Genomic DNA, 22,309 nt, shown 5'->3' with positions numbered 1-22,309 from the left:
GGGGTCACCCGAACGGCCTCAAACGTCATGTAGGGCTAAGCGTGCGTCCGCCTACCCGTTACCAGCCGGTAGATGCCCAGCAGGATCAACGATCCGACGATGGCCAGCAGCCACGTCCGCAGATCGAAGAACGTGCCGAGGTCGGTCCCGAAGACGGCAGATCCGATGAATCCGCCCAGGATCGCGCCAACGATGCCGATCAGCATCGTGATGATGATTCCGCCCGGGTCTTTGCCCGGCATGATCGCCTTGGCGATGGCTCCGGCCAGGAGGCCGAGCACGATCCATCCGAGGATGCCCACCGAGAGTCTCCTTCCAACGACTTGACGACGATGGAATGCCCACGATCCAGCGACTTCACACCTCCAAAACCACTCCGTTATCAAAGTAACGGGCTGTGCCGAGGCTCTCAGGCACTCTCCGGAACAATGAGGGGCGATGAGTACTCCACGCACTGTCCTGATCCTGGGGTCGACCGGCTCGGTCGGCACCCAGGCGCTCGACGTCATCCGGCGCAACCGCGACCGCTTCCAGGTCGTCGGGCTCGGCGCGGGTGGCCGTCAGCTGGACCTGCTCGCGCAGCAGGCCGCAGAGTTCGACGTGAAGACGGTCGCGGTGGCCAACGGCGCCGACGTGCCCGGTGTCAGGACGCTGACCAGCATGGTCGACCTGATCGAGGCGTGTCCGGCGGACGTCGTCCTCAACGGCATGGACGGGTCCAGGGGGCTGGAGCCGTCGCTCAAGGCGCTCGAGACCGGGGCGACGCTCGCGCTCGCGAACAAGGAGTCGCTCATCGCGGGCGGGCCGCTCGTGCTGAAGGCGGCGAAGCCCGACCAGATCGTGCCGGTCGACTCCGAGCACTCGGCGCTCGCGCAGTGCCTTCGCGGTGGCACCGAGAACGAGGTGCACAAACTCGTTCTGACGGCGTCCGGCGGGCCTTTTCGGGGGAAAAGCCGCAAAGAGCTCGAATCGGTCACCGTGCAGCAGGCCATGGCGCACCCGACGTGGTCGATGGGGCAGGTCGTCACCATCAACTCGGCGAACCTCGTCAACAAGGGCCTGGAGCTGATCGAGGCGCACCTGCTGTTCGGGGTCCCCTACGACCGCGTGGACGTCGTGGTGCACCCTCAGTCCATCATTCACTCGATGGTCACCTTCACCGACGGCTCGACGCTCGCGCAGGCGTCGCCCCCGGACATGCGGCTGCCCATCTCACTGGGGCTGGGCTGGCCCGAGCGCGTCGCGGGTGCGGCCGCCGCCTGTACCTTTGACACCGCCACCTCGTGGACGTTCGAACCGCTGGACAGCGTCACGTTCCCGGCGGTCGAGCTCGCGCGGCAGGCCGGCACCGCTGGCGGTTGCCTTCCTGCCATCTACAACGCCGCGAACGAGGAGGCACTCGCCTCCTTCGTCGCCGGCCACACGTCGTTCCTGTCGATCGTGGACACCATCGGCCAGGTTCTCGGCGAGGCAAAAGATTGGCATCACGACCCCGCGGACGTCGCGGAGGTCCTGGCCGCCGAGGACTGGGCACGCGCACGTGCCCGCGAGCTGGTTGGAAGGAACTGAACTTTCCGTGAACACATTCATCAACATCCTCGGGGTGCTGTTGTTCGCGTTCGGCATCGCGGTCTCGATCGCGTTGCACGAGTTCGGGCACCTGCTGACGGCGAAGTTCTACGGCATGAAGGTCACCCGGTACTTCATCGGTTTCGGCCCGAAGCTCTTCTCGTTCCGCAAGGGCGAGACCGAGTACGGCCTGAAGGCGATCCCGGCCGGCGGTTTCTGCGAGATCACCGGCATGACGGCGCTGGAGGACGTGCACCCGGACGACCGCAAGCGCGCCTTCTACAACCAGAGGGTGTGGAAGCGGGTCGTCGTGCTGTCCGCCGGCTCGATCACGCACTTCATCCTCGGCTTCCTCATCCTGCTGTTCCTCGCGATGTCGCTCGGCCTGCCGAACAACAAGGACCTGCCGGTCCTCGCCGAGATCACGCCCTGCGTGCAGGACCACACCGTCGGCCTCACCGCGCCGTGCCAGCCCGGCGCCCCGGCCCCGGCCAAGGACGCGGGCCTGCAGCCCGGCGACGAGGTCACGTCCATCGGCGGCAAGCCGATCAAGACGTGGTCCGAGATGCTCGAGATCACCCGCGCGCTCAGCGGCCCGACCGAGTTCAAGGTCCTGCGCGACGGCAAGGAGCTCGCTCTCACGGTGAACGTGCCGCAGGTCTCCCGCGAGGTGCTCGACGGCAAGGGTGGCCGCGAGGTCAAGGACGTCGGCGCCATCGGCGTCACCTGGCAGCAGAACTTCGAGTACAGCCCGCTCGCGGCGGTCCCGGCCTCCATCGCGTTCACCGGCGACATGTTCGTGAACACCTGGAAGGGCCTCATGCGCTTCCCGGAGCGCATCCCGGCCGTGGTCAAGGCCATCGGTGGCGGTGAGCGCGACCTGGACACGCCCATCTCGGTGGTCGGTGCTTCACGACTGGGTGGTGACGCCGCCGAGCGCGGCCTGTGGGCGTTCTTCATCCTTATGCTCGCAGGCCTGAACTTCTTCGTCGGTGTGTTCAACCTCCTGCCCCTGCTGCCGCTTGACGGTGGTCACATCGCCGTCAACCTCTACGAACGGGTGCGAGACTGGGTGAGGAAGCTGCGCGGGAAGCCCGCCGGCGCCCCGGTCAACTACATGCGCCTGTTGCCGCTCACCTACGTGGTCATCTTCATCGGCGGCGCCATCACGCTGCTGACCGTGACCGCCGACATCGTCAACCCGATCAGGTTGCAATAAGAGTGATCCACGGAAAGGTGCACAACCCATGAGTGACGGCGTGATGCTCGGAATGCCGGCACTGCCGCCGCCGGTGCTGTCCGAACGACGCAAGACCAGGCAGCTGATGGTCGGCAACGTCGGTGTCGGCAGCGAGTTCCCCGTCTCCGTCCAGTCGATGACGACGACTCTCACGTCGGACGTCAACGCGACGTTGCAGCAGATCGCGGAGCTCACCGCGGCCGGCTGCGACATCGTCCGGGTCGCCTGCCCCTCGCAGGACGACGCGGACGCGCTGCCGGCGATCGCCAGGAAGTCCCAGATCCCCGTGATCGCCGACATCCACTTCCAGCCGAAGTACGTCTTCGCCGCCATCGAGGCTGGTTGTGCCGCGGTCCGGGTGAACCCCGGCAACATCCGCAAGTTCGACGACCAGGTGAAGGAGATCGCGGCCGCCGCGCGCGACCACGGCACCCCGATCCGGATCGGCGTCAACGCCGGTTCGCTCGACCCCCGCCTGCTCGCCAAGTACGGCAAGGCCACGCCCGAGGCGCTGGCCGAGTCGGCGATGTGGGAGGCCTCGCTCTTCGCGGAGCACGACTTCCACGACATCAAGATCTCCGTCAAGCACAACGACCCCGTCGTCATGGTGCGGGCGTACGAACTGCTGGCCGAGCAGTGCGACTACCCGCTGCACCTGGGCGTCACGGAGGCCGGCCCCGCCTTCCAGGGCACCATCAAGTCGGCCGTCGCGTTCGGCGCGCTGCTGCGCCAGGGCATCGGCGACACCATCCGGGTGTCGCTCTCCGCCCCGCCGGTCGAGGAGATCAAGGTCGGCCACCAGATCCTCCAGTCGCTGAACCTGCGCCCGCGCAAGCTGGAGATCGTCTCCTGCCCGTCGTGCGGCCGCGCCCAGGTCGACGTGTACACGCTCGCCGAGCAGGTCACGGCGGGTCTGGAGGGCATGGAGGTGCCACTGCGCGTCGCCGTCATGGGCTGCGTCGTGAACGGTCCCGGCGAGGCCCGCGAGGCCGACCTGGGTGTCGCGTCCGGCAACGGCAAGGGCCAGATCTTCGTCAAGGGCAAGGTCATCAAGACCGTGCCCGAGCACGCGATCGTGGAGACCCTCATCGAGGAGGCCATGCGCCTCGCCGAGGAGATGGAACCGGTCGAGGGCGAGTCCCCGGCCGTCACCGTCGGCTAGCACAACGCACTGGTCGAAGGCCTCGTCTTGCGAAGTGAGACGGGGCCTTCGCCGTGTGTGCAGGCACAGAGCACTGTTGGCTGATGCAACATCGACCGTTCATCTGGCACGCTAGGTGACGTGCTGAGGCTTGCCGGAGCGCGCGTTCTCGACGAGCGCGACCTGATCGACGTGCGCGGGGTCTTCGACGACGACCCCGTGGCCGCGTGCATGGTCGCCGCACGGGTCGAAGTGGCGGGCCTTGACCCGTGGCGCCTGGGCGGCGAGATGTGGGGCTCCGACTCCAAGCCGATCAGGGGCAAGGTCGAGGGTCTGTGCTTCTCCGGCCCCAACCTCATCCCGCTCAAGGGCGGCGCGGCGGCCATGCGGATGTTCGCCGACCGGGCCCGCCGCCGGGGCCGGATGTGTTCCAGTCTCGTGGGCCCCGCCGAGCAGGTCCTGACGCTGTGGGACGAGCTCCAGCCCGACTGGGGTCCCGCCCGCGAGGTGCGCGGTGACCAGCCGCTGATGGCCCTCTCGACGGCGCCGAAGATCACCCCGGACCCGATGGTGCGCCAGGTCCGCCCGAGTGAGCTGGGCCGCTACCTCCCCGCCGCCATCTCGATGTTCATCGAGGAGGTCGGCATCGACCCGTGCGCCGAGGACGGCGGCGCGGGCTACCGGGCGCGGGTGTCCGAGCTGATCGCCGCAGGCAGGGCGTTCGCGAGGTTCGAGCACGGCGAGGTCGTCTTCAAGGCCGAGATCGGCGCGATGTCGAGCAAGGTCGGCCAGATCCAGGGCGTCTGGGTCCGCCCGGACCGGCGCGGCGAGGGCATCGGCACGGCCGGCACGGCGGCGGTCGCCGACCGGCTGACCAGGGTGCTCAACCGCACGGCCAGCCTTTACGTCAACGGCTACAACGCCGTGGCGCAGGCCGCGTACCGCCGAATCGGATTCGAACAAGTCGGGCAATACGCCACCGTGCTCTTCTGAACGGGCATACTCGCGCGAGTGCGCCTTCTCGCAACGATCACGGTAGTGCTGGTGACGGTGAGCGGCTGTGGGCTGTTCGAGTCGGAGCCCGGGCCGCCGGAGATCACCAACGACTTCCTGGCGAAGCTCGCGTCCGGTGACGTGCAGGGTGCCGCCGGGATGACCGACAACCCGAACGACGCCAAGGAGACCCTGGAGAAGTTCCGGGGAGCGCTCAAGCCGGAGGGCCTGAGCACCAAGGTCGACCAGATCCGCAAGAACGGCGAGCTGGCGTCCGAGGCGTCCGTCACGTTCGACTGGAACCTCGGCAAGAACCGCCACTGGACGTACCCGACGAAGTTCGACGTGCGCCAGGAAGGCGACACGTGGAAGGTGCACTGGGCGCCGTCGGTGGCGCACCCGAAGCTCACGCCGCAGCAGTCCGTCAAGCTCACCGAGCTCACCCCGGACCCGGCGCCGGTGCTCGACCGCGACGGCACGCCGTTGCTCGCCCCCGAACGCGTCGTGTCGGTCCTGCTCGTCGCGAAGGAGGCCGGTGACGTCGGAGCCGTCAGCAAGGCCCTCGCGGACGCGCTGGGCCCGCTCGACAAGGCCATCACCCAGCAGACGATCACCGACGGCGTGGGCAAGACCCCGGAGGGCCAGGCCTACCAGGTGGCGGCGCTGCGGGACGCGGACTACCAGTCCGTGAAGCCGAAGATCTACGAGCTGCCCGGCGTGCGGTTCAGCTCGCAGACGTCGCTGCTGGCGCCGAGCCGCAACTTCGGCACCCAGGTGCTGCCCGCCGTGCGCAAGCTCATGGAGAACGACATCGCCGGCAACGCGGGCTTCCGCGTCAGCACGGTCGACGCGCAGGGCACCGAGGTCGAGGAGCTGCACTCGAAGGCACCCGAGCCCGCCAAGGCCGTGAACACCGCGCTGTCACGGGTGATCCAGGCCGCCGCCGAGGACGCCGTGGAGCCTTTGACGCAGCCCACGATCCTCGTGGCCATCCAGCCGTCGACCGGCGACATCCTCGCCGTCGCGCAGAACGACCCGGCCGACGCCCAGGGCGCACTGGCGCTGACCGGCCGCTTCCCGCCGGGTTCCACGATGAAGGCCGTGTCGGCGCTGGCCGCGATCCAGTCCGGCAAGGTCACCGCCGACACCCCGCTGCCGTGCCCCGGCAAGACCACCATCGACGGCCGGCGGATCGTGCCGAACTCCAACGAGTTCGACAAGGGCACGATCCCGCTGCACTCGGCGTTCGCGTTCTCCTGCAACACGACGTTCGCGCAGCTCGCGGTCGACATGCCGGCGAACCTGCTGCCGGACGCCGCGCTGTCGCTGGGCCTCGGCGTCGACTTCGACGTCGCGGGGCTCACCACGATCACCGGGTCCGTCCCGCCCGCGACCGACGTCGTGGAACGGGCCGAGGACGCGTTCGGCCAGGGCAAGGTGCTGGCGTCGCCGTTCGGCATGGCGCTCGTCTCGGCGTCCATCGCGAAGGGCTCGATGCCGGTGCCGCAGCTGGTGCGCGGCAAGGAGACCAAAGCGGACAAACATCCTGCCGCGCCGCCCGCGGCCTCGCTCGAGCCGGTGCGCGCGATGATGCGCGAGGTCGTCGAGTCCGGCACTGCACCGCAACTCAAGCCGTACGGAGACGTGAGGGGCAAGACTGGCACCGCACAGTTCGGTGACGGCGTGCACTCACACGGGTGGTTCATGGGGTACCGCGGCGATCTGGCGTTCGCGACGCTGGTGCTCAGCGGAGAAACTTCGACTCCGGCCGTGGAGGTGGCGGCGAGGTTCCTCAAGGCGGTGCCGTGATGAGCAAGACCAGAGAACTGACGACGCGTGAACGCCTGATCCGGGCGGGCATCCTGTTGCCCGCTCCCCGGTGCCGCAGCCGCGGGCCGAGGACCAGGTTCCGGGTGGCTCGCGCGTGGGCGGCTAATCTGGGGAGCATGGCTGTTCGTGCTGCGCTGCAACCCGGTGTGCAATCTCCGCGGCGTCAGGTGCCCTCGCGCATCGTGCGTCCCGAGTACGTCGACAAGCCCGCGCCGACGCGCGGGACCGACCCGTGGGTGCAGACGCCGGAGATCATCGAGGCCATGCGGATCGCCGGCCGCCTCGCCGCCCAGGCGCTGCAGGAGGCGGGCAAGGTCGTCGTGCCCGGCGTGACGACGGACGAGATCGACGCCGTGGCGCACGAGTTCCTGTGCGACAACGGCGCGTACCCGTCGACGCTGGGCTACCGCGGCTTCCCGAAGTCGTGCTGCACCTCGCTCAACGAGGTGATCTGCCACGGCATCCCGGACAGCACCGTCGTCGAGGACGGCGACATCGTGAACATCGACGTGACGGCGTTCATCGGCGGCGTGCACGGCGACACGAACGCGACCTTCCTCGCGGGCAACGTCTCCGAGGAGGCCAAGCTCCTCGTCGAGCGCACGTACGAGGCCACGATGCGCTCCATCAAGGCCGTGAAGCCAGGCCGCGAGCTCAACGTCGTCGGCCGCGTCATCGAGGCGTACGCGAACCGGTTCGGCTACGGCGTCGTGCGCGACTTCACCGGCCACGGCATCGGCCGCACGTTCCACAGCGGCCTCGTGGTCCTGCACTACGACGAGCCGTCGGTGAAGACGGTGCTGGAGCCCGGCATGACGTTCACGATCGAGCCGATGATCACGCTCGGGGACTACGAGGGCGAGATGTGGGACGACGGCTGGACCGTCACCACGAAGGACAAGAGCTGGACCGCTCAGTTCGAGCACACGATCGTCGTGACCGAGACGGGTGCGGAGATCCTCACAGTCTGTTGAGGACGGACTTGAGCGCGGCCGCGACCGACGAGGGCGACGTCGCGGCCGCCAGGTGGTGCGACTCGACGCGCTCGACCGGCCAGCCCAGCTCTTCCGCCTTCAGAGCCGCGTCCTCGTAGACCGGGGACAGCAGCACGTACCCGCACGCCCCGGACCACTCGACGCTCGGGCGCTGCTCCTTCAGGAACTCCCACGGCACCTCGGGTGCCTCGTCGCGCATCTCCTCGCGCAGCCCCGCCGGCACGAGCCGCAGCGGGTCCGAGTCGAACCAGCGGTCCCAGCGCGGGAGCTTGCCGTCCCGCACCGAGGCCTTGACCTGGCTCACCAGGGCGGGATCGACGGTCTCGCGCCACGCCCTGCCCGGGGTCGGCAGGTCGGAGTCGAGGAACACCAGGCCGGCCACGTCGAGTTCGAGGGCGTCGGCGAAGGCCGGCAGCAACGGGCCCGCGCCGCTGTGGCCGACCAGCACGAGCGGTCCGGTGACGCCGGCGTCCTCCAGGGCGTCGGCGAACGCGCCGATCAGGCGCTGGTGCACCGGGGCCTCGTGGATCGTCATCCGCAGGTCGACCAGCAGGACGGCCACCCCGTCGGAGGCCAGTTCGTCGGCGAGCGGTCGCATGCTCGACGGGCCGAGGAACGGGCTGTGCATGAGCACGACGGAGACCATGGGGGTGATGATGGCAGCATTGGCGTCCATGCGGGGCGCGATGTTGATCTGTGGGACGACCTCGGACGCGGGCAAGAGCGTCCTGGTGGCCGGTCTGTGCCGCTTTCTGGCACGCCAGGGCGTCGACGTCGTGCCGTTCAAGGCGCAGAACATGTCCAACAACTCGTTCGTCACACTCGACGGCGGGGAGATCGGGCGTGCTCAGGCGTTCCAGGCGCGGGCCGCGTTCAAGGAGCCGAGCGTCCGGTTCAACCCGGTGCTGCTCAAGCCCGGCAGCGACCGCACGTCCCAGGTCGTCGTGCTCGGCCAGGCGGTCGGTGAGGTCTCCGCGCTGAGCTACCGCGAGCGCAAGCAGCAGCTGCTCGGCACCGTGTTGTCCACTTTGGACTCCCTGCGGGCCGATCACGAGGTGGTGGTCTGCGAGGGGGCGGGCTCGCCGGCCGAGATCAACCTGCGTGCCGACGACATCGCGAACATGGGCCTCGCGACCCGCGCGAACCTGCCGGTGCTGGTGGTCGGGGACATCGACCGCGGCGGTGTGTTCGCGCACCTCTTCGGCACGGTCGCGGTGCTGGACGCGGCGGACCAGGCACTGATCTCCGGCTTCGTCGTCAACAAGTTCCGCGGCGACGCCAGGTTGCTCGAGCCGGGGTTGCACCAGCTCAGGGCGTTGACCGGGCGGCCGGTGCTCGGAGTGCTGCCGTGGCGCGAGGAACTGTGGCTCGACGCCGAGGATTCGTTGTCCTACAACGCGGACGGCGTGGTGGGCAGGCCGCAGCCGCCGGTGCGGGACTGGCTGCGGGTCGCCGTGATCCGGTTGCCGCGCATCTCGAACGCCACCGACGTCGAGGCGCTGGCCTGCGAGCCGGGCGTCTCCGTGCGGTTCGTGACGGAGCCTTCACGGCTGGCCGACGCGGACGTGGTCGTGCTGCCGGGATCCAAGGCCACCGTCTCCGATCTTGCCTGGTTGCGGGAAACCGGCCTGGCCCAGGCGATCCAGCGCTTCGACGGCCCGGTGCTCGGCATCTGCGGCGGGTTCCAGATGCTGTCGAAGCACATCGAGGACGACGTGGAGTCGGGTGCCGGAGTGGTCGACGGGCTCGGCCTGCTCGACGTCGACATCCGCTTCCAGGCCAGGAAGACCCTCGCCACCCCGTCGGACACGGCGTGGGACGAGCCGGTCACCGGCTACGAGATCCACCACGGCCAGGTCGTCCGCAACGCCGAACGGCCGTGGGTCGGCGACGAGGGTGCCCAGACGGACCGCGTGCTCGGCACCCACTGGCACGGCCTGCTGGAGAACGACGCGTTCCGGCGGAAGTTCCTGCGCTGGGCGGCCGACCGCGCGGGTCGTGACTTCGAACCGGGCGAGGTGAGCTTCCAGGCCGCCCGCGAGGCCCAGCTGGACCTGCTGGGCGACCTGGTCGCCGACCACCTCGACACCAAGGCCGTCATCGACCTGCTGGAACGAGGGGCTCCGGCCGGACTCCCGTTCGTGCCGCCCGGCGCCCCAGCAGCTGCGGAACAGCCAGCCCCAGCAGCACCAGGCCACCGGCCGCCGCCTGCAGTCCGCTGAGGTCCTCGCCGAGGAACACCCATGCCGAGAGCATCCCGAACACCGGCACCAGCAACGAGAACGGCGCCACGACCGACGACTCGTACTGGCGCAGCAGGAACCCCCAGATGCCGAACCCGAGCAGCGTCGAGATCCACGCGACGTACCCGACCGCGCCCACACCGCTCCAGTCGAGGCGGCCGAGCGCGCTCATGTCCTCCGTGAGTGCGGACAACGCGAAGAGCGGAAGCACCGCCACGGCGCTGACCCACACCATGAACCGCACCATGTCCGCGGGCCGTGCGTACCGCATCAGCACGTTCGACACGCCCCAGCACGCCGCCGCCGCGACCAGCAGCGCGAACCCGAGCAACGGCGAGCTCAGCCCGTAGTCCCACGCGATCACGCCGATGCCCACGACCGCCAGCGCGATGCCGGTGATCTGCACGGGCCTGGGCCGCTCGCGCAGCACGACCGCGGCGAACAGCGTCGTGAAGATCACCTGGCTCTGCAGCACCAGCGACCCCAGACCCGCGGGCATACCGGCCTTGAGCCCGATGAACAGGAAGCTGAACTTCGCGACGCCGAGCACCAGCCCGACCGCGATGACCCACCGCCACGCAACAGACGGCCGTCCGATGAAGAACACCGCGGGCACCGCCGCCGCGAGGAACCGCAGCGCGGAGAACAGGATCGGCGGAAACTCGTCCAGGCCGACCTTGAGCACGACGAAGTTGAAGCCCCAGATGGCGGCGACGAGAACGGCGAGCAGCACGTGACGGGGACTCATGCCGTCAAGCTTGCGCGCGCTAACTATTTAGCACCAGTTCCGCTTTCTAAGTTGATGGGTTTAGCATTGCTACATGCTCGACCTGGGAAGGCTGAAAGCGCTGCACGCCATCGCTGTGCACGGCACGGTGGGCGCCGCTGCGGACGTGCTCGGCTACACGCCGTCCGCGGTCTCGCAGCAGATCGCCAAGCTCGAACGTGAGACTCGCACCACGCTGCTGGAACGCAACGGCAGGGGCGTCCGCCTCACCGACGCCGCCCGCCTGCTGGCCGAGACCGCGAGCCAGGTGCTGAAGCTCGTGGAGGAGGCGGAGGTCGCGCTGGAGGAACAGCGCGGTGCTGCCATCGGCCGCCTCTGCATCGGCGCGTTCGCCACGGCGTCCCGAGGCCTGCTGCCCGACGTCCTGGTGTCGCTGGGCGAGCAGCACCCGGCCCTCGACGTGCGGCTGACGGAGATCGACCCGCCCTACGCCACCGAGGCCGTCGCGCGCGGGGAGCTGGACATGGCGATCGTGCACGACTGGGCGAACACCCCGCTGCCGGTGCCGGAGTCGCTGTCGCGCGCGTTCATCGGCGACGACGTGGCCGAAGTGCTGCTCCCGGTCACGAACCCGCTGGCGCGCAAGGAGTTCCTCGAACCAGTCGACCTCGCCGGCGAGCGGTGGATCTGCCAGACGGAGGGGTCGATCTGCTTCGACTGGCTGGAGCGGACGTTCCACGGCGCGGGCATCGAACCCGTGGTGGCGTACCGGATCAGCGAGTACCGGACGCAGATGGCGTTGCTGGCCAAGGGGATCGGGGTGGCGCTGATCCCGCGGCTCGGTCGCGAGGAGGTGCCGGAGGGTGTCGTGGCGGTGCCGTTGCGGCCCACGCCCACGCGGCGGTTGTACGCGGTGTGGCGGACGCAGGCTTCGCGGCGGCCGGCGATCACGGCGACCCTGGAGGTCATTCGCCGGGTATCGGGCCGAGCGTCCGATACTTCGCCCGCAACGACCTGATCGATTGCGGCGTGGTGGGGGAGGAACCCCAGTCGTAGGGCTGGCTCCACTGCACGACGGAGATGCGGAGCTGGGGGTTCAGCAGGAGCGCGCGCAGGTCCAGGAGCAGGCCGGTGCAGCTCGGGCACGGGCTGTGCGAGATGTTGATCTGGATCGTGCGCACCCGCGTCGCCCAGGTGGGGTCCTTCGCGACGAACGACGTGACCTGGGTCAGCACCCGTGCCTCGGCGTGAGACTCCGCCGTCGCGTCACCGGTGGCACGGGTCACCAGTTCCAGCGGGAGCTCGGTGTGCTGGGAGGCCGCGGCGGAACCGATGACGAACCCGCCCGTCTGGCCGGTGTTCCTGCTGTCCTCGCGATCCATCGGGTGCGCGTCGCGGCGTGCTCGCTCACGCACCTTCCTGGTGTCCGCCTCGGTGCCCACCGGCCTGCCGCCGCTGCCGGGGTAGGGCTGCTCGCCGGGTGCGCAGTCGACGAGGAAGGTCGCCACGCACCGGACGCTCCCGGCGGCCTTCTTGCCTGAACCGGTGGTGTAGGCCGGAACCTTCCCGGCGAGTGCCATCCGTGCCTTGTGCACGGCGTCGAACACGGTCTTGAGGCTCGCTGCGAGAGCGATCTGTTTGTTGTGCAGCTTGTTCTTGTGGTGGGTCGTGTCGCGTTCGTCGTAGGGCATCTTCACGTCGGTGGTGAGGTTCTGCAGCTGCGTGCGCGCGGTGATGACGTTCCCCTGGAGCTCCGTCCTCTTCTGCCGCTGCGGCGCCGTGTCACCGGGGAACCCGTTGATCTGGGCCGAGTAGTGGTCGAGCAGGGCTCCCGCCTCGGTCGGCGTGCTCGCCACCATCACCCGGCGGGCGCCGGTCTTCTCGATCCACACCTTGTGCGACTCGCCGCCGCCCCGGAAGCCGGAGAACCCCGGGATGGCCGCGGCCCAGTCCTTCACCTTGGCCTTGGCTCCCTCGACCTTGCCCTTCACCCACGCCCTGCCCGCCGCCACCTTCGCCTTCACCTTGCCGCTGACCCCCTTGGCGGCCCTGATGAGCGGTCCCGCCAGCGCCAGCCCCTTCTTGATCACCCAGTCCAGCGCCTTGTTCACCGGCTTCTGCAGCGTCTCGATGATCGACCGGATCTTCGCGCCGATGCCGCCGAGCCCGATGGCGCTCGCGAGGAAGCCGATGATGAGCGGGACCATCTGGCCGAGGACGTCGTTGATCTTGTCGACGACGCCGCCGACGTTGCCGCGCACGATGTCGGCGACGGAGTCGATCACGGTGTTGACGAACTTCATGATGCGGCTGCCGTTGTTCACGAAGAACATCACGACGTCGTAGATGAGCTTGCAGGCCTTGATGAACGCGGCGGCCGGGTTGAGCAGGCCGATGAGCCAGGTGATGCCCGCGGTGATGATCTTCGTGATCACGAAGTCCTTGACCTGGGCGAGGATCGTCTCCTTGATGTCGCCGAGCTTGTCCAGCAGCATCTGCCACAGGCCCGAGACTCCCTGGGACGTCAGGACCTGGAAGATCTCGACGCCCTTCTCGGCCGCTGCCATCGCTTTCTCGCCGATCTGGCGAACCAGGCGGTTGCGGATGTTCGACCAGGTCAGGCCGAAGATCGACGCCAGCAGCTTGATGATGCCGCGCACGTCGAACTTCTCGGGCAGTTCGACGCCCGCCTCGGCCAGTGCGCCGAAGAGCCAGCCCATCAGGCCCTTGCGCAGGTGGTCGAGGATGTTGTCCTTGAACTTGAGGATGCCGCCCTTCACGCCGGCGATCAGGTTGCCGAGGAACTCGACGGGCTTCTTGACGATGTCGCCGACCACGCCGGCGGCGCGGGACAGGACGTCGCGCAGCATCCCGGCCAGTTCGCGGATCGTGTTGACCACGCCCTTGACGGCGTCGATCGCGGCGTCGACGAAGCCCTTGTTCTCGGCCTGCAACGCCTCGATGCGTTCGTCGAGTCCCTGGCGTGCCTCGACGTACTTGCTGGCGAGGGTGTCGACGACGGCGTTTTGCTTGTCGGTGACGTCGCTCTCCAACTGCGAGAACTTGTCGTCGATCTCGGCGGACGCCTCGGCTCCTACCTTCCGCAGGTCGGGGGAGAGGGTCTTCACGAACGCGGCGATCTCGGCCTTGCCCGAAGCGATCCGTTGCTTGGCAAGGGAGAGGTCGCCGCCCACGATGTCGGCGACGCGCGAGATCACGCCGTCCATCTGCTTGAGGTAGACCTCGCGGCCGGCGGTGTAGAACTCGTTCACCTTGTCCGGCATGCCGAGCAGCTTGTCCTTGGCCCAGCGGAACCCGCCGAGCCAGCCGCTGTAGCGGTCCTGCTTGTAGGCACCGACCTTGGCCGCCACGAACGACTCGAACGCCTGCTTCGCCTGCGCCTCGCCTTTGGTGAACGCCTCCTCGACCTTCGGGTCGATGCCCTCGAGGATCTTCTTCACGGCGGTCTCGGTGGCCGTGAAGATGCTCTGCACGCGCGTTGTCACCTCGGCGCGCTTCGCCTCGTCCTTGGTCTTCGTCTTCCCCTTGTCCGCCACGACGTTCGCCAGCGCCGCGCCCTTCGCGCCCTGCATGCCGGCGACACCCTCGGCGGTCACGGCGCCCGCGTCGGCCTTGGCCTGGCCGAGCACCTGCTGCTCCTGCGCGCGGAACTGGCCCGGCGCGGTGCCGGCGTGCGCGGCGGCGGTCTGCTTGGCGTCCAGGGCCTGCTGGAACTGCGGTTCGTTCGAGTGCTGGAGCTGTTCGTCGGTGACGTCGCCCTGTTCCTGCGCGACCTGGCTCCTGCCCGCGCTCAGGTCGGTCCGCGCGGGAGTCGCGGGCTTCGGCACGGCACCCGTGGCCGGGATCGGTGGTGCCGTGCCGGGGTTCTCCGGCGCCATCGGGGTGACCGGCTTCGGCACGGCCTTCGACTGGTCCGGCGGTGCGGCGGTGGCGGCCTCGACGTCCTTGGCCTGGCCGTCCTTGCCCTGCGAGACCATGCCCTTCACCTCGGCGCCGACCCCGTCCGCCTTGCCCTGCGGCGCCGTGGCCTCCTGCAACGTCTTCGGCGACTTGGCCTCGATCGCGGTCTTCACCGCCGCGATGAACGCCTGCTTGTCGAACGACCCCGCCTGCTGGGCGTCCATCGTGTCGACCTTGGACGCCTTCGCCTGGCCCGCCAGGTCGTCGGACGGCGCCTGCGCGGCGTCCTGCGCCTCCTTGGCCTTCGCCGAGGCCGGTGGGTGCGCCCTCTTGGCCGCCGCGAAGCCCTTGACCTTCTCGGTCACCTGCAGGAACGCCGGATCGGCCGCGGCGACGGCCGGAACTGCCGATGCCGCAACGGGTTTCTGTGACGAGCCTCCGGTTTTGGCGGCGGGGCGAGCGCCCGCCTTGCCCAGCTTCGACTGGGCGGGCACCGGTTTCGCGGGAGGCGTGGGCTTCTTGGGCGCGACCGCGTTCGGGCCGAACCCCGTCGTCGTCACGGCGAGCGCGGACGCCGGTGGTTTCGGGCCTTCCAGCGTGACCGGCACCCCGGCCGTCCGCGCCGCCTTCAGCCCCTTCTCGACGGTGTCGATCTCCGGCTCGTCGCGGCGGACCTCTTTCAGGGCCGCGTCGATCGCGCTCTCGTCCGGCTGCTTCTGCTTGGCCGCCATGAGCGCGCCCACGGCGGCGTTGCCCGCGTCGCGTTGCAGCGCGAGCAAGGCGTGCGGGCTCCCGGATACGCGGGCGGCTTTGCCCCCGCCGTCCACGAGAGCCTCCGTGACCTCTGCTTCCCGGCGTGCGGAGACCATGCCCCGAGCCTGACGCGCGAGAGGCCGCCGCAGACGTGGCCGTCAGACACCCGCAGGGGCACGAAACACCGCCCTAAGGGGCAATGATGACGTGCGGCTTCTTGGGGGCCATCACCTTCAGCACCGCCTTGGCCTCGCGGATGACTCCGGCCATGTCCTTCTTCGTGGTCTTGGAGTACGGCTCGATCGTCAGCGTCGCCGCGTCCTTGTTCTCCACCACGTTCCAGGTGCCGCGCAGGAAACCGTCCACGAGGAACGTCGGCGGGAACACGCCGTTGCGCACCGCGCCCCACCTCGACCGCGCGTCCTCGCTCATGATCCGCTGACGATCAGCGTGCCCCAGCAGCACGTTGTCGAACGCGGGCAACAACCGTGCGGGCGCGGGCACGTCCTCGGACACGATCACGCCGTCCGGCACGTCCAGCAGCACCTTGCCGTCCTCGTTCCTGTACTCCACGAGGTCGAGGTTCGCCGCGTGCGCCTTGAGCCCGATCAACCGCGACCAGGCCTGCATGTCCGCGAGCGTCGCCGGTCCGAACGCCCGCAGGTACCGCTCGATCAACTCCGGCACCGCTGCCTGTTCGGGGAGGTCGCGCCCGAGCCACGTGGCCATCGCGACGTTCTGCGGAACCCCGCCCACGCCCCAGATCCCGCGCGGCGGCACCTGGATCATCGGCACCAGCATCTGCGCCTGCGTCGACATCTCCCGCGCCTTGGCCTCGGGGAAGTGCTCCTCGAGGTGCGCGCCGATCTCCGCGACCGTGCGCGGCTCGGCGTCGATGTACTCGCGCGTGATGCGCGCCAGCTCGTCGAGGTCGATCTCGACCCGCGTGGCGGGCGGCATCACGATCTTCGCCCACTTGTCGAGCTCCGGCTGCAACGCCGTGCGCATGAGGTACACGTCGTTGGCCGAGATCAGGTGCAAAGTGCCGCGCCACAACGTCATCCGCACCAGCGAGCGGTCGATGATGAGCTTGCTCAGCGCGTCGACCTTGTACGGCTTGAGCCGCGTCCACAGCGCGAGGTACGGCGGGATCGGTGCCTGGGCCTGCAGGCCGCCGAGGTGTTCGACGGCCTCCACGATCGGCATGGACGTCCGCTCCAGCAGCAGTTGCCGCGCGAGCAGGGTCCGGTTGAGGGTGCGGTTGGAAAGTGTTGTGCTCACAGTGATCCGAAGAACTTCCTGATGTCTTGGACCAACAGGTCCGGCTCCTCCATCGCGGCGAAGTGGCCGCCGCGGTCGAACTCCGTCCAGTGCACGATCGACGGGATCATCTTCTCCGCCAGCGACCGCACCGGCAGGCTCAGGTCGTGCGGGAAGACCGCGACGCCGGTCGGCACGGTCGACGGCTGCTGGTTGCCCCAGTTCGCCGACTGCTCCTTGTACAGCGCCGCCGAGGAGCCCGCCGTGCCGGTGAACCAGTAGATCGACACGTTGGTCAGCATCTGGTCGCGGTCCACCGCGTCCTCGGGCGCGCCCTCGTTGTCCGTCCAGTCGTGGAACTTCTCCGCGATCCACGCGAGCTGGCCGACCGCGCTGTCCGTCAGCGCGTACGACAGCGTGCGCGGCCGGCTGCGCTGCAGGTGCATGTAGCCGGAGAGTTCCTTCTGGTAGTGGTCGAGCGACTCCAGCGCGCGCAGTTCCTCGTCGCTCAGGTCGTTGACACCCTGCGGCCGGAAGGTCTGCAACATGTTCACGTGCACGCCGATGACCTGCTCGGGGAACACCCGGCCGATCTCCTGCGCGATGCCCGAACCCCAGTCGCCGCCCTGCGTGCCGTAGCGGTCGTAGCCCAGGCCCTCCATGAGCTTCGCGAACGCCCACGAGACGCGCAGGACGTTCCAGCCCGGCTTCTTCACGGGACCGGAGAAGCCGAAGCCGGGGATCGACGGGATGACGAGGTGGAAGTCCTGCGACAGCGGTTCGATGACGTTCAGGAACTCGACGAACGAGCCGGGCCAGCCGTGGATCAGCAGCAACGGCGTCGCGTCCGGGTTCTGCGAGCGCACGTGCAGGAAGTGGATGCGCTGCCCGCTGACCTCGGTGGTGAACTGCGGGTAGGAGTTGAGCCGCTCCTCCTGCGCGCGCCAGTCGAACCCGTCGCGCCAGTACTCGGCGAGCGGGCGCAGGTAGCTCAGCGGGATGCCGTAGGACCAGCCGACACCGGGAAGGTCGTCCTCCGGCCAGCGCGTGCCGGCCAGACGCGAGCGGAGGTCGTCGACGTCGGTCTGCGGGATCTCGATGCGGAACGGCGTGATCTCCATGGCCCCCACGCTATGAGCTCATGCGGACAGCCTTTGTCCGCGATTCAGCAGAACTTCTCGATCAGCTCCTCGAAGAAACCGCCCGCCTCGATCGCCGCCTTCTCCTGGTCACCGTCACGGACCGCGTGCAGCAGCCCGGTGTGCGACACCTGGTCCTGGCCAGGCTGGCTGGTGTCGACAGAAGCCGCCACCGAAGCTTTGACCGCCTCGGTCAAGCCCTGGTAGAGCTCGGCTAGAAGCGTGTTGTGCGAGCACTGCACGAGCAGCACGTGGAACGCGGTGTCGTGCTCGATCACCTCGGCCCACTGCTCGCCCTCCATCGCCGCGTCGCGCTTGTGCAGCAACTCGGTGAGGCGTGCCAGTTCGGCGTCCGTGCGGTGCTTCGCGGCCAGGCGCGCGCCCTCCATCTCGAGGGTGCGGCGGACCTGGAGCACCTCCTTGAGTTCGGTCCCGCACATGCGGCGGACCGCGCCGGAGATCTCGCTGGTCGCGCGGACGAACGTGCCGTCGCCCTGCCGCACCTCCAGCAGTCCGGCGTGGGAGAGCGCGCGCACGGCCTCGCGGACCGTGTTCCGCCCCACCCCGAGCGCGGTGACCAGCTCGGGCTCGGGCGGGATGCGCTGCCCGACGGGCCATTCACCAGTCGTGATCGCGCCGCGCATCTGCTCGATCACCTGGTCGACGAGGCCCGCCCGTCGGGTAGTGGCCAACGGCACAGCGTCATCCTTTCATCCGAACATCCTACGTCTGCGATAGTGAAGCGCGTGACGATGAAGCAGACGACTCTTGCCGCACAGACTGCCACCGATCGAGGTCGCAGGGTGACGGTCGTCAAGAATCGTCACGTTCCGCTGGTCGGGTCCGCGTTGCTCGCGATCGGGGTCGCCCTCGCTGCCGCGAATCTCCGTCCTGCGGTGACCAGTCTGGCCTCGGTGCTCGGTGATGTCCGCGCCGCCCTTGGGGTTTCGGCCGCTTGGACCAGTGCGCTGACGGCCGTTCCGGCTCTTTGCTTCGGCTTCGCGGCGTTCGCGGCCCCCTGGCTGGGTCGCCGCCTCGGCATGGCTCGTGCGATCGGACTGTCACTGGGGGTGCTCACGCTCGGCCTGGTGCTGCGCGTGATCGACGGTCCGTGGGTCGTGCTGGGCGGCACCTTCATCGCGTGCGCGGGCATCGCGGTGTCCAACGTGCTGATCCCGGTGGTGGTGAAGGCTTCCTTCCCCACGAAGGTCGGTCTGATCACCGGTGTGTACACGGGCACCCTGGCCGCCGGCGCTGCTTTCGCTGCCGCGTTGACGCCACGGCTGGAGGACTGGCTGGGTTCGTGGCGGCTGGCCGTCGGCGCGTGGGCGTTGCTGTCGCTGGGTGCTGTCGTCGTCTGGTTCGCCGGAGCGCGGCACGGGTCGGCGGCCTCCGTGGTGCGGTCGGTCGCTCCTGCCGAGAAGCGGTCGTTGCTGCGCAGCCCGCTGGCGTGGGTCATCACGGTGTTCTTCGGGCTGCAGTCGCTGTTCGCCTACACCGTCATGGGCTGGTTGCCCGCGATTCTCGTCGACTCCGGCGTCGACCGGAACACCGCCGGCATGCTCCTCGCCGTCACGATGCTGCTGGGCGTTCCGGTGAGCCTGCTGGTGCCGCCGATCGCCGCCCGGTTCTCCAGCCAGGCGCCGATGGTGCTGGGGCTGGGTGTGCTGTCGTTCGCCGGGATCCTGGGCATGCTGGTGGCGCCCGCCGCCGCTCCTGGGCTGTGGGTCGTGCTGATCGGGTTCGGCATGGGCATGTTCCCGCTGGCGCTGCTAATGATGTCGTTGCGCACCAAGTCCACTTCGGACACCGCACGGCTGTCGGCGATGGCGCAGAGCCTCGGCTACCTGATCGCGGCTTCCGGGCCGTTCGCGTTCGGTGTGCTGCGTGAGTCCACCGGGTCGTGGACGGTGTCGCTGACGCTGCAGCTGGTGCTGCTGGTCGCGCTGACCGTGCTCGGCATGATCGCCGGGCGTCCGCGGTACGTCTAGGTGGTCAGGAATCGAGAAGCGGTGCGTTGTCGCTGGTCCTAGCGTTGTCGGCATGGACATCACCATTCACGCCACGTTCCTGCCGCACACCGACCCCGACGCCTCGCTGGCGTTCTACCGCGACCTGCTCGGCTGGGAGGTCCGGCTGGACGTCGGGCGCGGCCCGATGCGCTGGATCACCGTCGCTCCGGCGGGATTGCCGTCGTCCGTCGTGCTGGAGCCGCCGGCCATGGCCGAGGGGCTGACGGACGTTCAGCGCGGCGCCATCACCGAGATGATGCAGAACGGCTCGTACGCGTACATCACCCTGGCGACGCCGGATCTGGACGGCGCGTTCGACAAGCTCCAGGCGGGCGGCGCGGACGTCGTGCAGGAGCCGACCGACCAACCGTGGGGTGCGCGTGACTGCGTGTTCCGCGACCCCGCCGGTAACACCGTGCGGATCCAGCAGGCTTAGTTCGACACGAAACCGCGGTGCAGCACCGTGAGCTGGTCGGCGAGGTGACGGGCCCAAGCCTTGGCGCGGTCCCAGTCCGCTGCCGCCCCGCCGAAGCTGACCGGACCGACGGCGCTGAGCCTGCGGACCATGCGCGTGACGTCGTGCGGCACGGGAGGCGTGCCGCGGTGGAACAGCCACATGGGCGTGTACTTGAGGGAAGCCCTGTGCCGCTTCACGAACCGATGCGCGTCACGGGTCGCCGCGTCACCCATGATCACGGCACCGAACCCGTGCAGCGATTCGGCCGCGGCGACCGGGAGCACGGTGACTCTCAGCCCGCAGCCCGCGAGTTCGGTGCCGATGATCTCGGCTATCTCGTCGGTGGCGGCGATTCTCGAGGTGTACGCGACGAGGACTCTGTCAGTCATCGCTGCATCGTGGTCGCCGCGGCCGGTTTCCGGCAGCGGCGGAAGTCCCTGTCATTCGAGGCCTTCAGTCCAGCGGAAGGTTGAGAAGCGCGTTCTCGACCAGTTCCGGCATCGCCGGATGGATCCAGTACTGCCCACGTGCCATGGACTTCGCGTCGAGACCGAAGCTCATCGCCTGGATCAACGGCTGGATCACCGTCGACGCCTGCGGGCCGATGATGTGCGCGCCGAGCAGCTGACCGGTGGCCGGGTCCGCGATCAGCTTCGCGAAGCCGGTCGTGTCCTCCATCGCCCAGCCGTACGCGATGGACGCGTAGGCCTGGCTGGAGGTGACGTAGCGGATGCCCTTGGCTTTGGCCTGTTCCTCGGTCAGGCCGACGCTCGCGATCTGCGGGTTCGAGAAGACGGCGGCCGGGACGAAGCGGTGGTCGCTCTTGATCTGGTCGTCCGGGTTCAGCAGGTTGTGCTGGACGACCTTCGCCTCGTGGTTCGCGACGTGCTTGAGCTGGTAGTCCGAGCTGATGTCGCCCAGGGCGAAGATGTGCGGCTGGCTCGTGCGCTGGTACTCGTCGACCTTGACGCGGCCGTCCTCGTGCTGGTCCAGGCCGGCGTTCTGGACCTGGAGGAGGTCGCTGTTCGGCTGCCTGCCCACTGCGATCAGGAGCTGTTGTGCCTCAACGGTTTCTTCGCCGTTGGGGCCTTCTAGGTGGAGCTTCACGCCGGTTGTCGTTTTTTCGGCGCGGGTGGTTTTGCGGTTGAGTTTGACGTCCCACTTGTTTTTGGCGATGTCCGTGAAGCGCTGTGCGATCTCCAGATCCTCGTGGCGGAGTAGGAGGTTGGAGCGGGCGATCAGGGTGACTTTCACGCCGAAGCTGCTGAAGACGTGGGCGAACTCCGAGGCGATGAAGCCGCTGCCGACGATGATCAGGCTCTCGGGGAGTTCGTCCAGGCGCATGATCGTGTCGCTGGTGTGGAAGCCCGTGGTGTCCAGGTCCGCGATCGCCGGGATGGTGGGGCGGCTGCCTGCTGCGATGACGATCCGGTCGGCGGTGATCTGTTCGCCCGTGCCGGTGTCGATCGTGTGGGCGTCGATGAAGTGGGCCGTGCCCTCGTAGACCGTGACGTTCGCGTTCTCGTTGGCACGCCAGTTGCGGCCGCCTTCGGCGATCGGGTCGATCCGGTTGAAGATGCGGTCACGGATCTCTGGCCAGTGGATGGTGTCCGTGTGTGCGTCCACGCCTAGTTTTTTGGCGTTTGCCGGGGCTGCGGCCTGGTCAGCTGTGTGGACGAACATTTTTGTCGGAATGCAGCCCACGTTCAGGCAGGTGCCGCCGAAGGTGCCCTTTTCCAGGATGGCGATCTGCCAGCCTGCCGTGGCTTCCGCCGGGATGCTGTTGCCGGAGCCGGTGCCGATGATGACCAGGTCGAAGTGCCTCACGTGTGGATCCAACCATTTTCGTGGGGGTGGTGTTCCCCTTTGTGGGGTTACGTGGGCTTACGAGGTCTGTTCGCTACGGTCCGTAGGGGGTTGGCTTGCGGGCGGCCTGGTTGCGGTTGCGTGCTTCCCCTGGGGGCTCTGCCCCCAGACCCCCGGCAATCTGATCAGGGGGCCCGCGCTGCCTGCGGGTAGATGGCACGCC

General features: G+C 68.7%; 18 protein-coding genes and 1 pseudogene. 10 read left to right on the top strand and 9 right to left on the bottom strand.

Annotation, left to right across the window (positions count from 1 at the left end):
- Positions 1 to 35: 35 nt before the first annotated feature.
- Positions 36 to 302: a GlsB/YeaQ/YmgE family stress response membrane protein gene (locus tag IEY88_RS06710; RefSeq protein ID WP_189153750.1), complete on the bottom strand. Its 267-nt coding sequence runs from the start codon at positions 300 to 302 to the stop codon at positions 36 to 38.
- A 136-nt stretch (positions 303 to 438) separates the two neighbouring features.
- Here IEY88_RS06710 and dxr point away from each other — a divergent pair, with 136 nt between their 5' ends.
- The 6 genes from dxr (at position 439) to map (ending at position 7,747) form a co-directional block, all read left to right on the top strand.
- Positions 439 to 1,569, top strand: a complete 1,131-nt coding sequence (dxr, locus tag IEY88_RS06705; RefSeq protein ID WP_189153749.1) for a 1-deoxy-D-xylulose-5-phosphate reductoisomerase — start codon at positions 439 to 441, stop codon at positions 1,567 to 1,569.
- 7 nt (positions 1,570 to 1,576) lie between these two features.
- A complete protein-coding gene (locus IEY88_RS06700) occupies positions 1,577 to 2,788 on the top strand; it encodes a M50 family metallopeptidase (RefSeq protein WP_229693150.1) in 1,212 nt (403 codons plus the stop codon).
- Positions 2,789 to 2,840: 52 nt separating this feature from the next.
- A complete protein-coding gene (gene ispG / locus IEY88_RS06695; RefSeq protein ID WP_189154492.1) occupies positions 2,841 to 3,971 on the top strand; it encodes a flavodoxin-dependent (E)-4-hydroxy-3-methylbut-2-enyl-diphosphate synthase in 1,131 nt (376 codons plus the stop codon).
- 120 nt (positions 3,972 to 4,091) lie between these two features.
- Positions 4,092 to 4,943, top strand: coding sequence for a GNAT family N-acetyltransferase (locus IEY88_RS06690; RefSeq protein ID WP_189153748.1), 852 nt, complete (start codon positions 4,092 to 4,094; stop codon positions 4,941 to 4,943).
- 18 nt (positions 4,944 to 4,961) lie between these two features.
- Positions 4,962 to 6,752: a penicillin-binding transpeptidase domain-containing protein gene (locus IEY88_RS06685; protein ID WP_189153747.1), complete on the top strand. Its 1,791-nt coding sequence runs from the start codon at positions 4,962 to 4,964 to the stop codon at positions 6,750 to 6,752.
- Positions 6,753 to 6,889: 137 nt separating this feature from the next.
- Positions 6,890 to 7,747, top strand: a complete 858-nt coding sequence (gene map, locus IEY88_RS06680) for a type I methionyl aminopeptidase (protein WP_189153746.1) — start codon at positions 6,890 to 6,892, stop codon at positions 7,745 to 7,747.
- On the opposite strand, the gene IEY88_RS06675 is transcribed toward map, so the two are convergent.
- On the bottom strand, positions 7,734 to 8,414 hold the full coding sequence (locus tag IEY88_RS06675) for an alpha/beta fold hydrolase (RefSeq protein ID WP_189153745.1): 681 nt from the start codon (positions 8,412 to 8,414) through the stop codon (positions 7,734 to 7,736). The genes map and IEY88_RS06675 overlap by 14 nt on opposite strands.
- A 28-nt stretch (positions 8,415 to 8,442) precedes the next feature.
- On the opposite strand from IEY88_RS06675, the gene IEY88_RS06670 reads away from it, so the two are divergent.
- Positions 8,443 to 9,990: a cobyric acid synthase gene (locus IEY88_RS06670; protein ID WP_189154491.1), complete on the top strand. Its 1,548-nt coding sequence runs from the start codon at positions 8,443 to 8,445 to the stop codon at positions 9,988 to 9,990.
- A gap of 7 nt (positions 9,991 to 9,997) precedes the next feature.
- Here the strand turns inward: IEY88_RS06670 and IEY88_RS06665 are convergent.
- Positions 9,998 to 10,759, bottom strand: a pseudogene (locus IEY88_RS06665) (EamA family transporter); the annotation flags it as partial.
- Positions 10,760 to 10,832: 73 nt separating this feature from the next.
- On the opposite strand from IEY88_RS06665, the gene IEY88_RS06660 reads away from it, so the two are divergent.
- On the top strand, positions 10,833 to 11,756 hold the full coding sequence (locus IEY88_RS06660; protein WP_189153744.1) for a LysR family transcriptional regulator: 924 nt from the start codon (positions 10,833 to 10,835) through the stop codon (positions 11,754 to 11,756).
- On the opposite strand, the gene IEY88_RS06655 is transcribed toward IEY88_RS06660, so the two are convergent.
- The 4 genes from IEY88_RS06655 to IEY88_RS06640 form a co-directional block, all read right to left on the bottom strand.
- On the bottom strand, positions 11,704 to 15,528 hold the full coding sequence (locus IEY88_RS06655; RefSeq protein WP_189153743.1) for a hypothetical protein: 3,825 nt from the start codon (positions 15,526 to 15,528) through the stop codon (positions 11,704 to 11,706). The genes IEY88_RS06660 and IEY88_RS06655 overlap by 53 nt on opposite strands.
- Positions 15,529 to 15,601: 73 nt before the next feature.
- Positions 15,602 to 16,693 carry a winged helix DNA-binding domain-containing protein gene (locus IEY88_RS06650; RefSeq protein ID WP_189153742.1) on the bottom strand — a complete coding sequence of 364 codons (1,092 nt, stop codon included), beginning with the start codon at positions 16,691 to 16,693 and terminating at the stop codon, positions 15,602 to 15,604.
- A complete protein-coding gene (locus IEY88_RS06645) occupies positions 16,690 to 17,793 on the bottom strand; it encodes an epoxide hydrolase family protein (protein WP_229693149.1) in 1,104 nt (367 codons plus the stop codon). The genes IEY88_RS06650 and IEY88_RS06645 overlap by 4 nt, the downstream gene beginning before the upstream one ends.
- A gap of 44 nt (positions 17,794 to 17,837) precedes the next feature.
- Positions 17,838 to 18,509 (bottom strand): FadR/GntR family transcriptional regulator, encoded by a 672-nt coding sequence (locus IEY88_RS06640; protein ID WP_189153741.1) that lies wholly within the window; start codon positions 18,507 to 18,509, stop codon positions 17,838 to 17,840.
- 105 nt (positions 18,510 to 18,614) lie between these two features.
- Between IEY88_RS06640 and IEY88_RS06635 the strand changes: the two genes are divergently transcribed.
- Both IEY88_RS06635 and IEY88_RS06630 read left to right on the top strand, forming a co-directional pair.
- Positions 18,615 to 19,802, top strand: a complete 1,188-nt coding sequence (locus IEY88_RS06635; RefSeq protein ID WP_229693148.1) for an MFS transporter — start codon at positions 18,615 to 18,617, stop codon at positions 19,800 to 19,802.
- 52 nt (positions 19,803 to 19,854) lie between these two features.
- The gene (locus IEY88_RS06630) at positions 19,855 to 20,259 is read left to right on the top strand and encodes a VOC family protein (protein WP_189153740.1); all 405 of its coding nucleotides are present in this window, start codon (positions 19,855 to 19,857) and stop codon (positions 20,257 to 20,259) included.
- Here the strand turns inward: IEY88_RS06630 and IEY88_RS06625 are convergent.
- Together IEY88_RS06625 and IEY88_RS06620 are read right to left on the bottom strand one after the other, a co-directional pair.
- Complete coding sequence (locus IEY88_RS06625; protein WP_189153739.1) at positions 20,256 to 20,669, bottom strand: flavodoxin domain-containing protein; 414 nt, start codon at positions 20,667 to 20,669, stop codon at positions 20,256 to 20,258. The genes IEY88_RS06630 and IEY88_RS06625 overlap by 4 nt on opposite strands.
- Before the next feature lie 64 nt (positions 20,670 to 20,733).
- The gene (locus IEY88_RS06620; RefSeq protein ID WP_189153738.1) at positions 20,734 to 22,107 is read right to left on the bottom strand and encodes a mycothione reductase; all 1,374 of its coding nucleotides are present in this window, start codon (positions 22,105 to 22,107) and stop codon (positions 20,734 to 20,736) included.
- Positions 22,108 to 22,309: the final 202 nt, after the last annotated feature.

This window comes from Lentzea pudingi, assembly GCF_014646255.1.
In the GTDB taxonomy this organism is placed as follows: Bacteria; Actinomycetota; Actinomycetes; order Mycobacteriales; family Pseudonocardiaceae; genus Lentzea; species Lentzea pudingi.
Note: the sequence above shows the minus strand (reverse complement) of the source record. Positions and strands in the feature narration are given on the sequence as shown.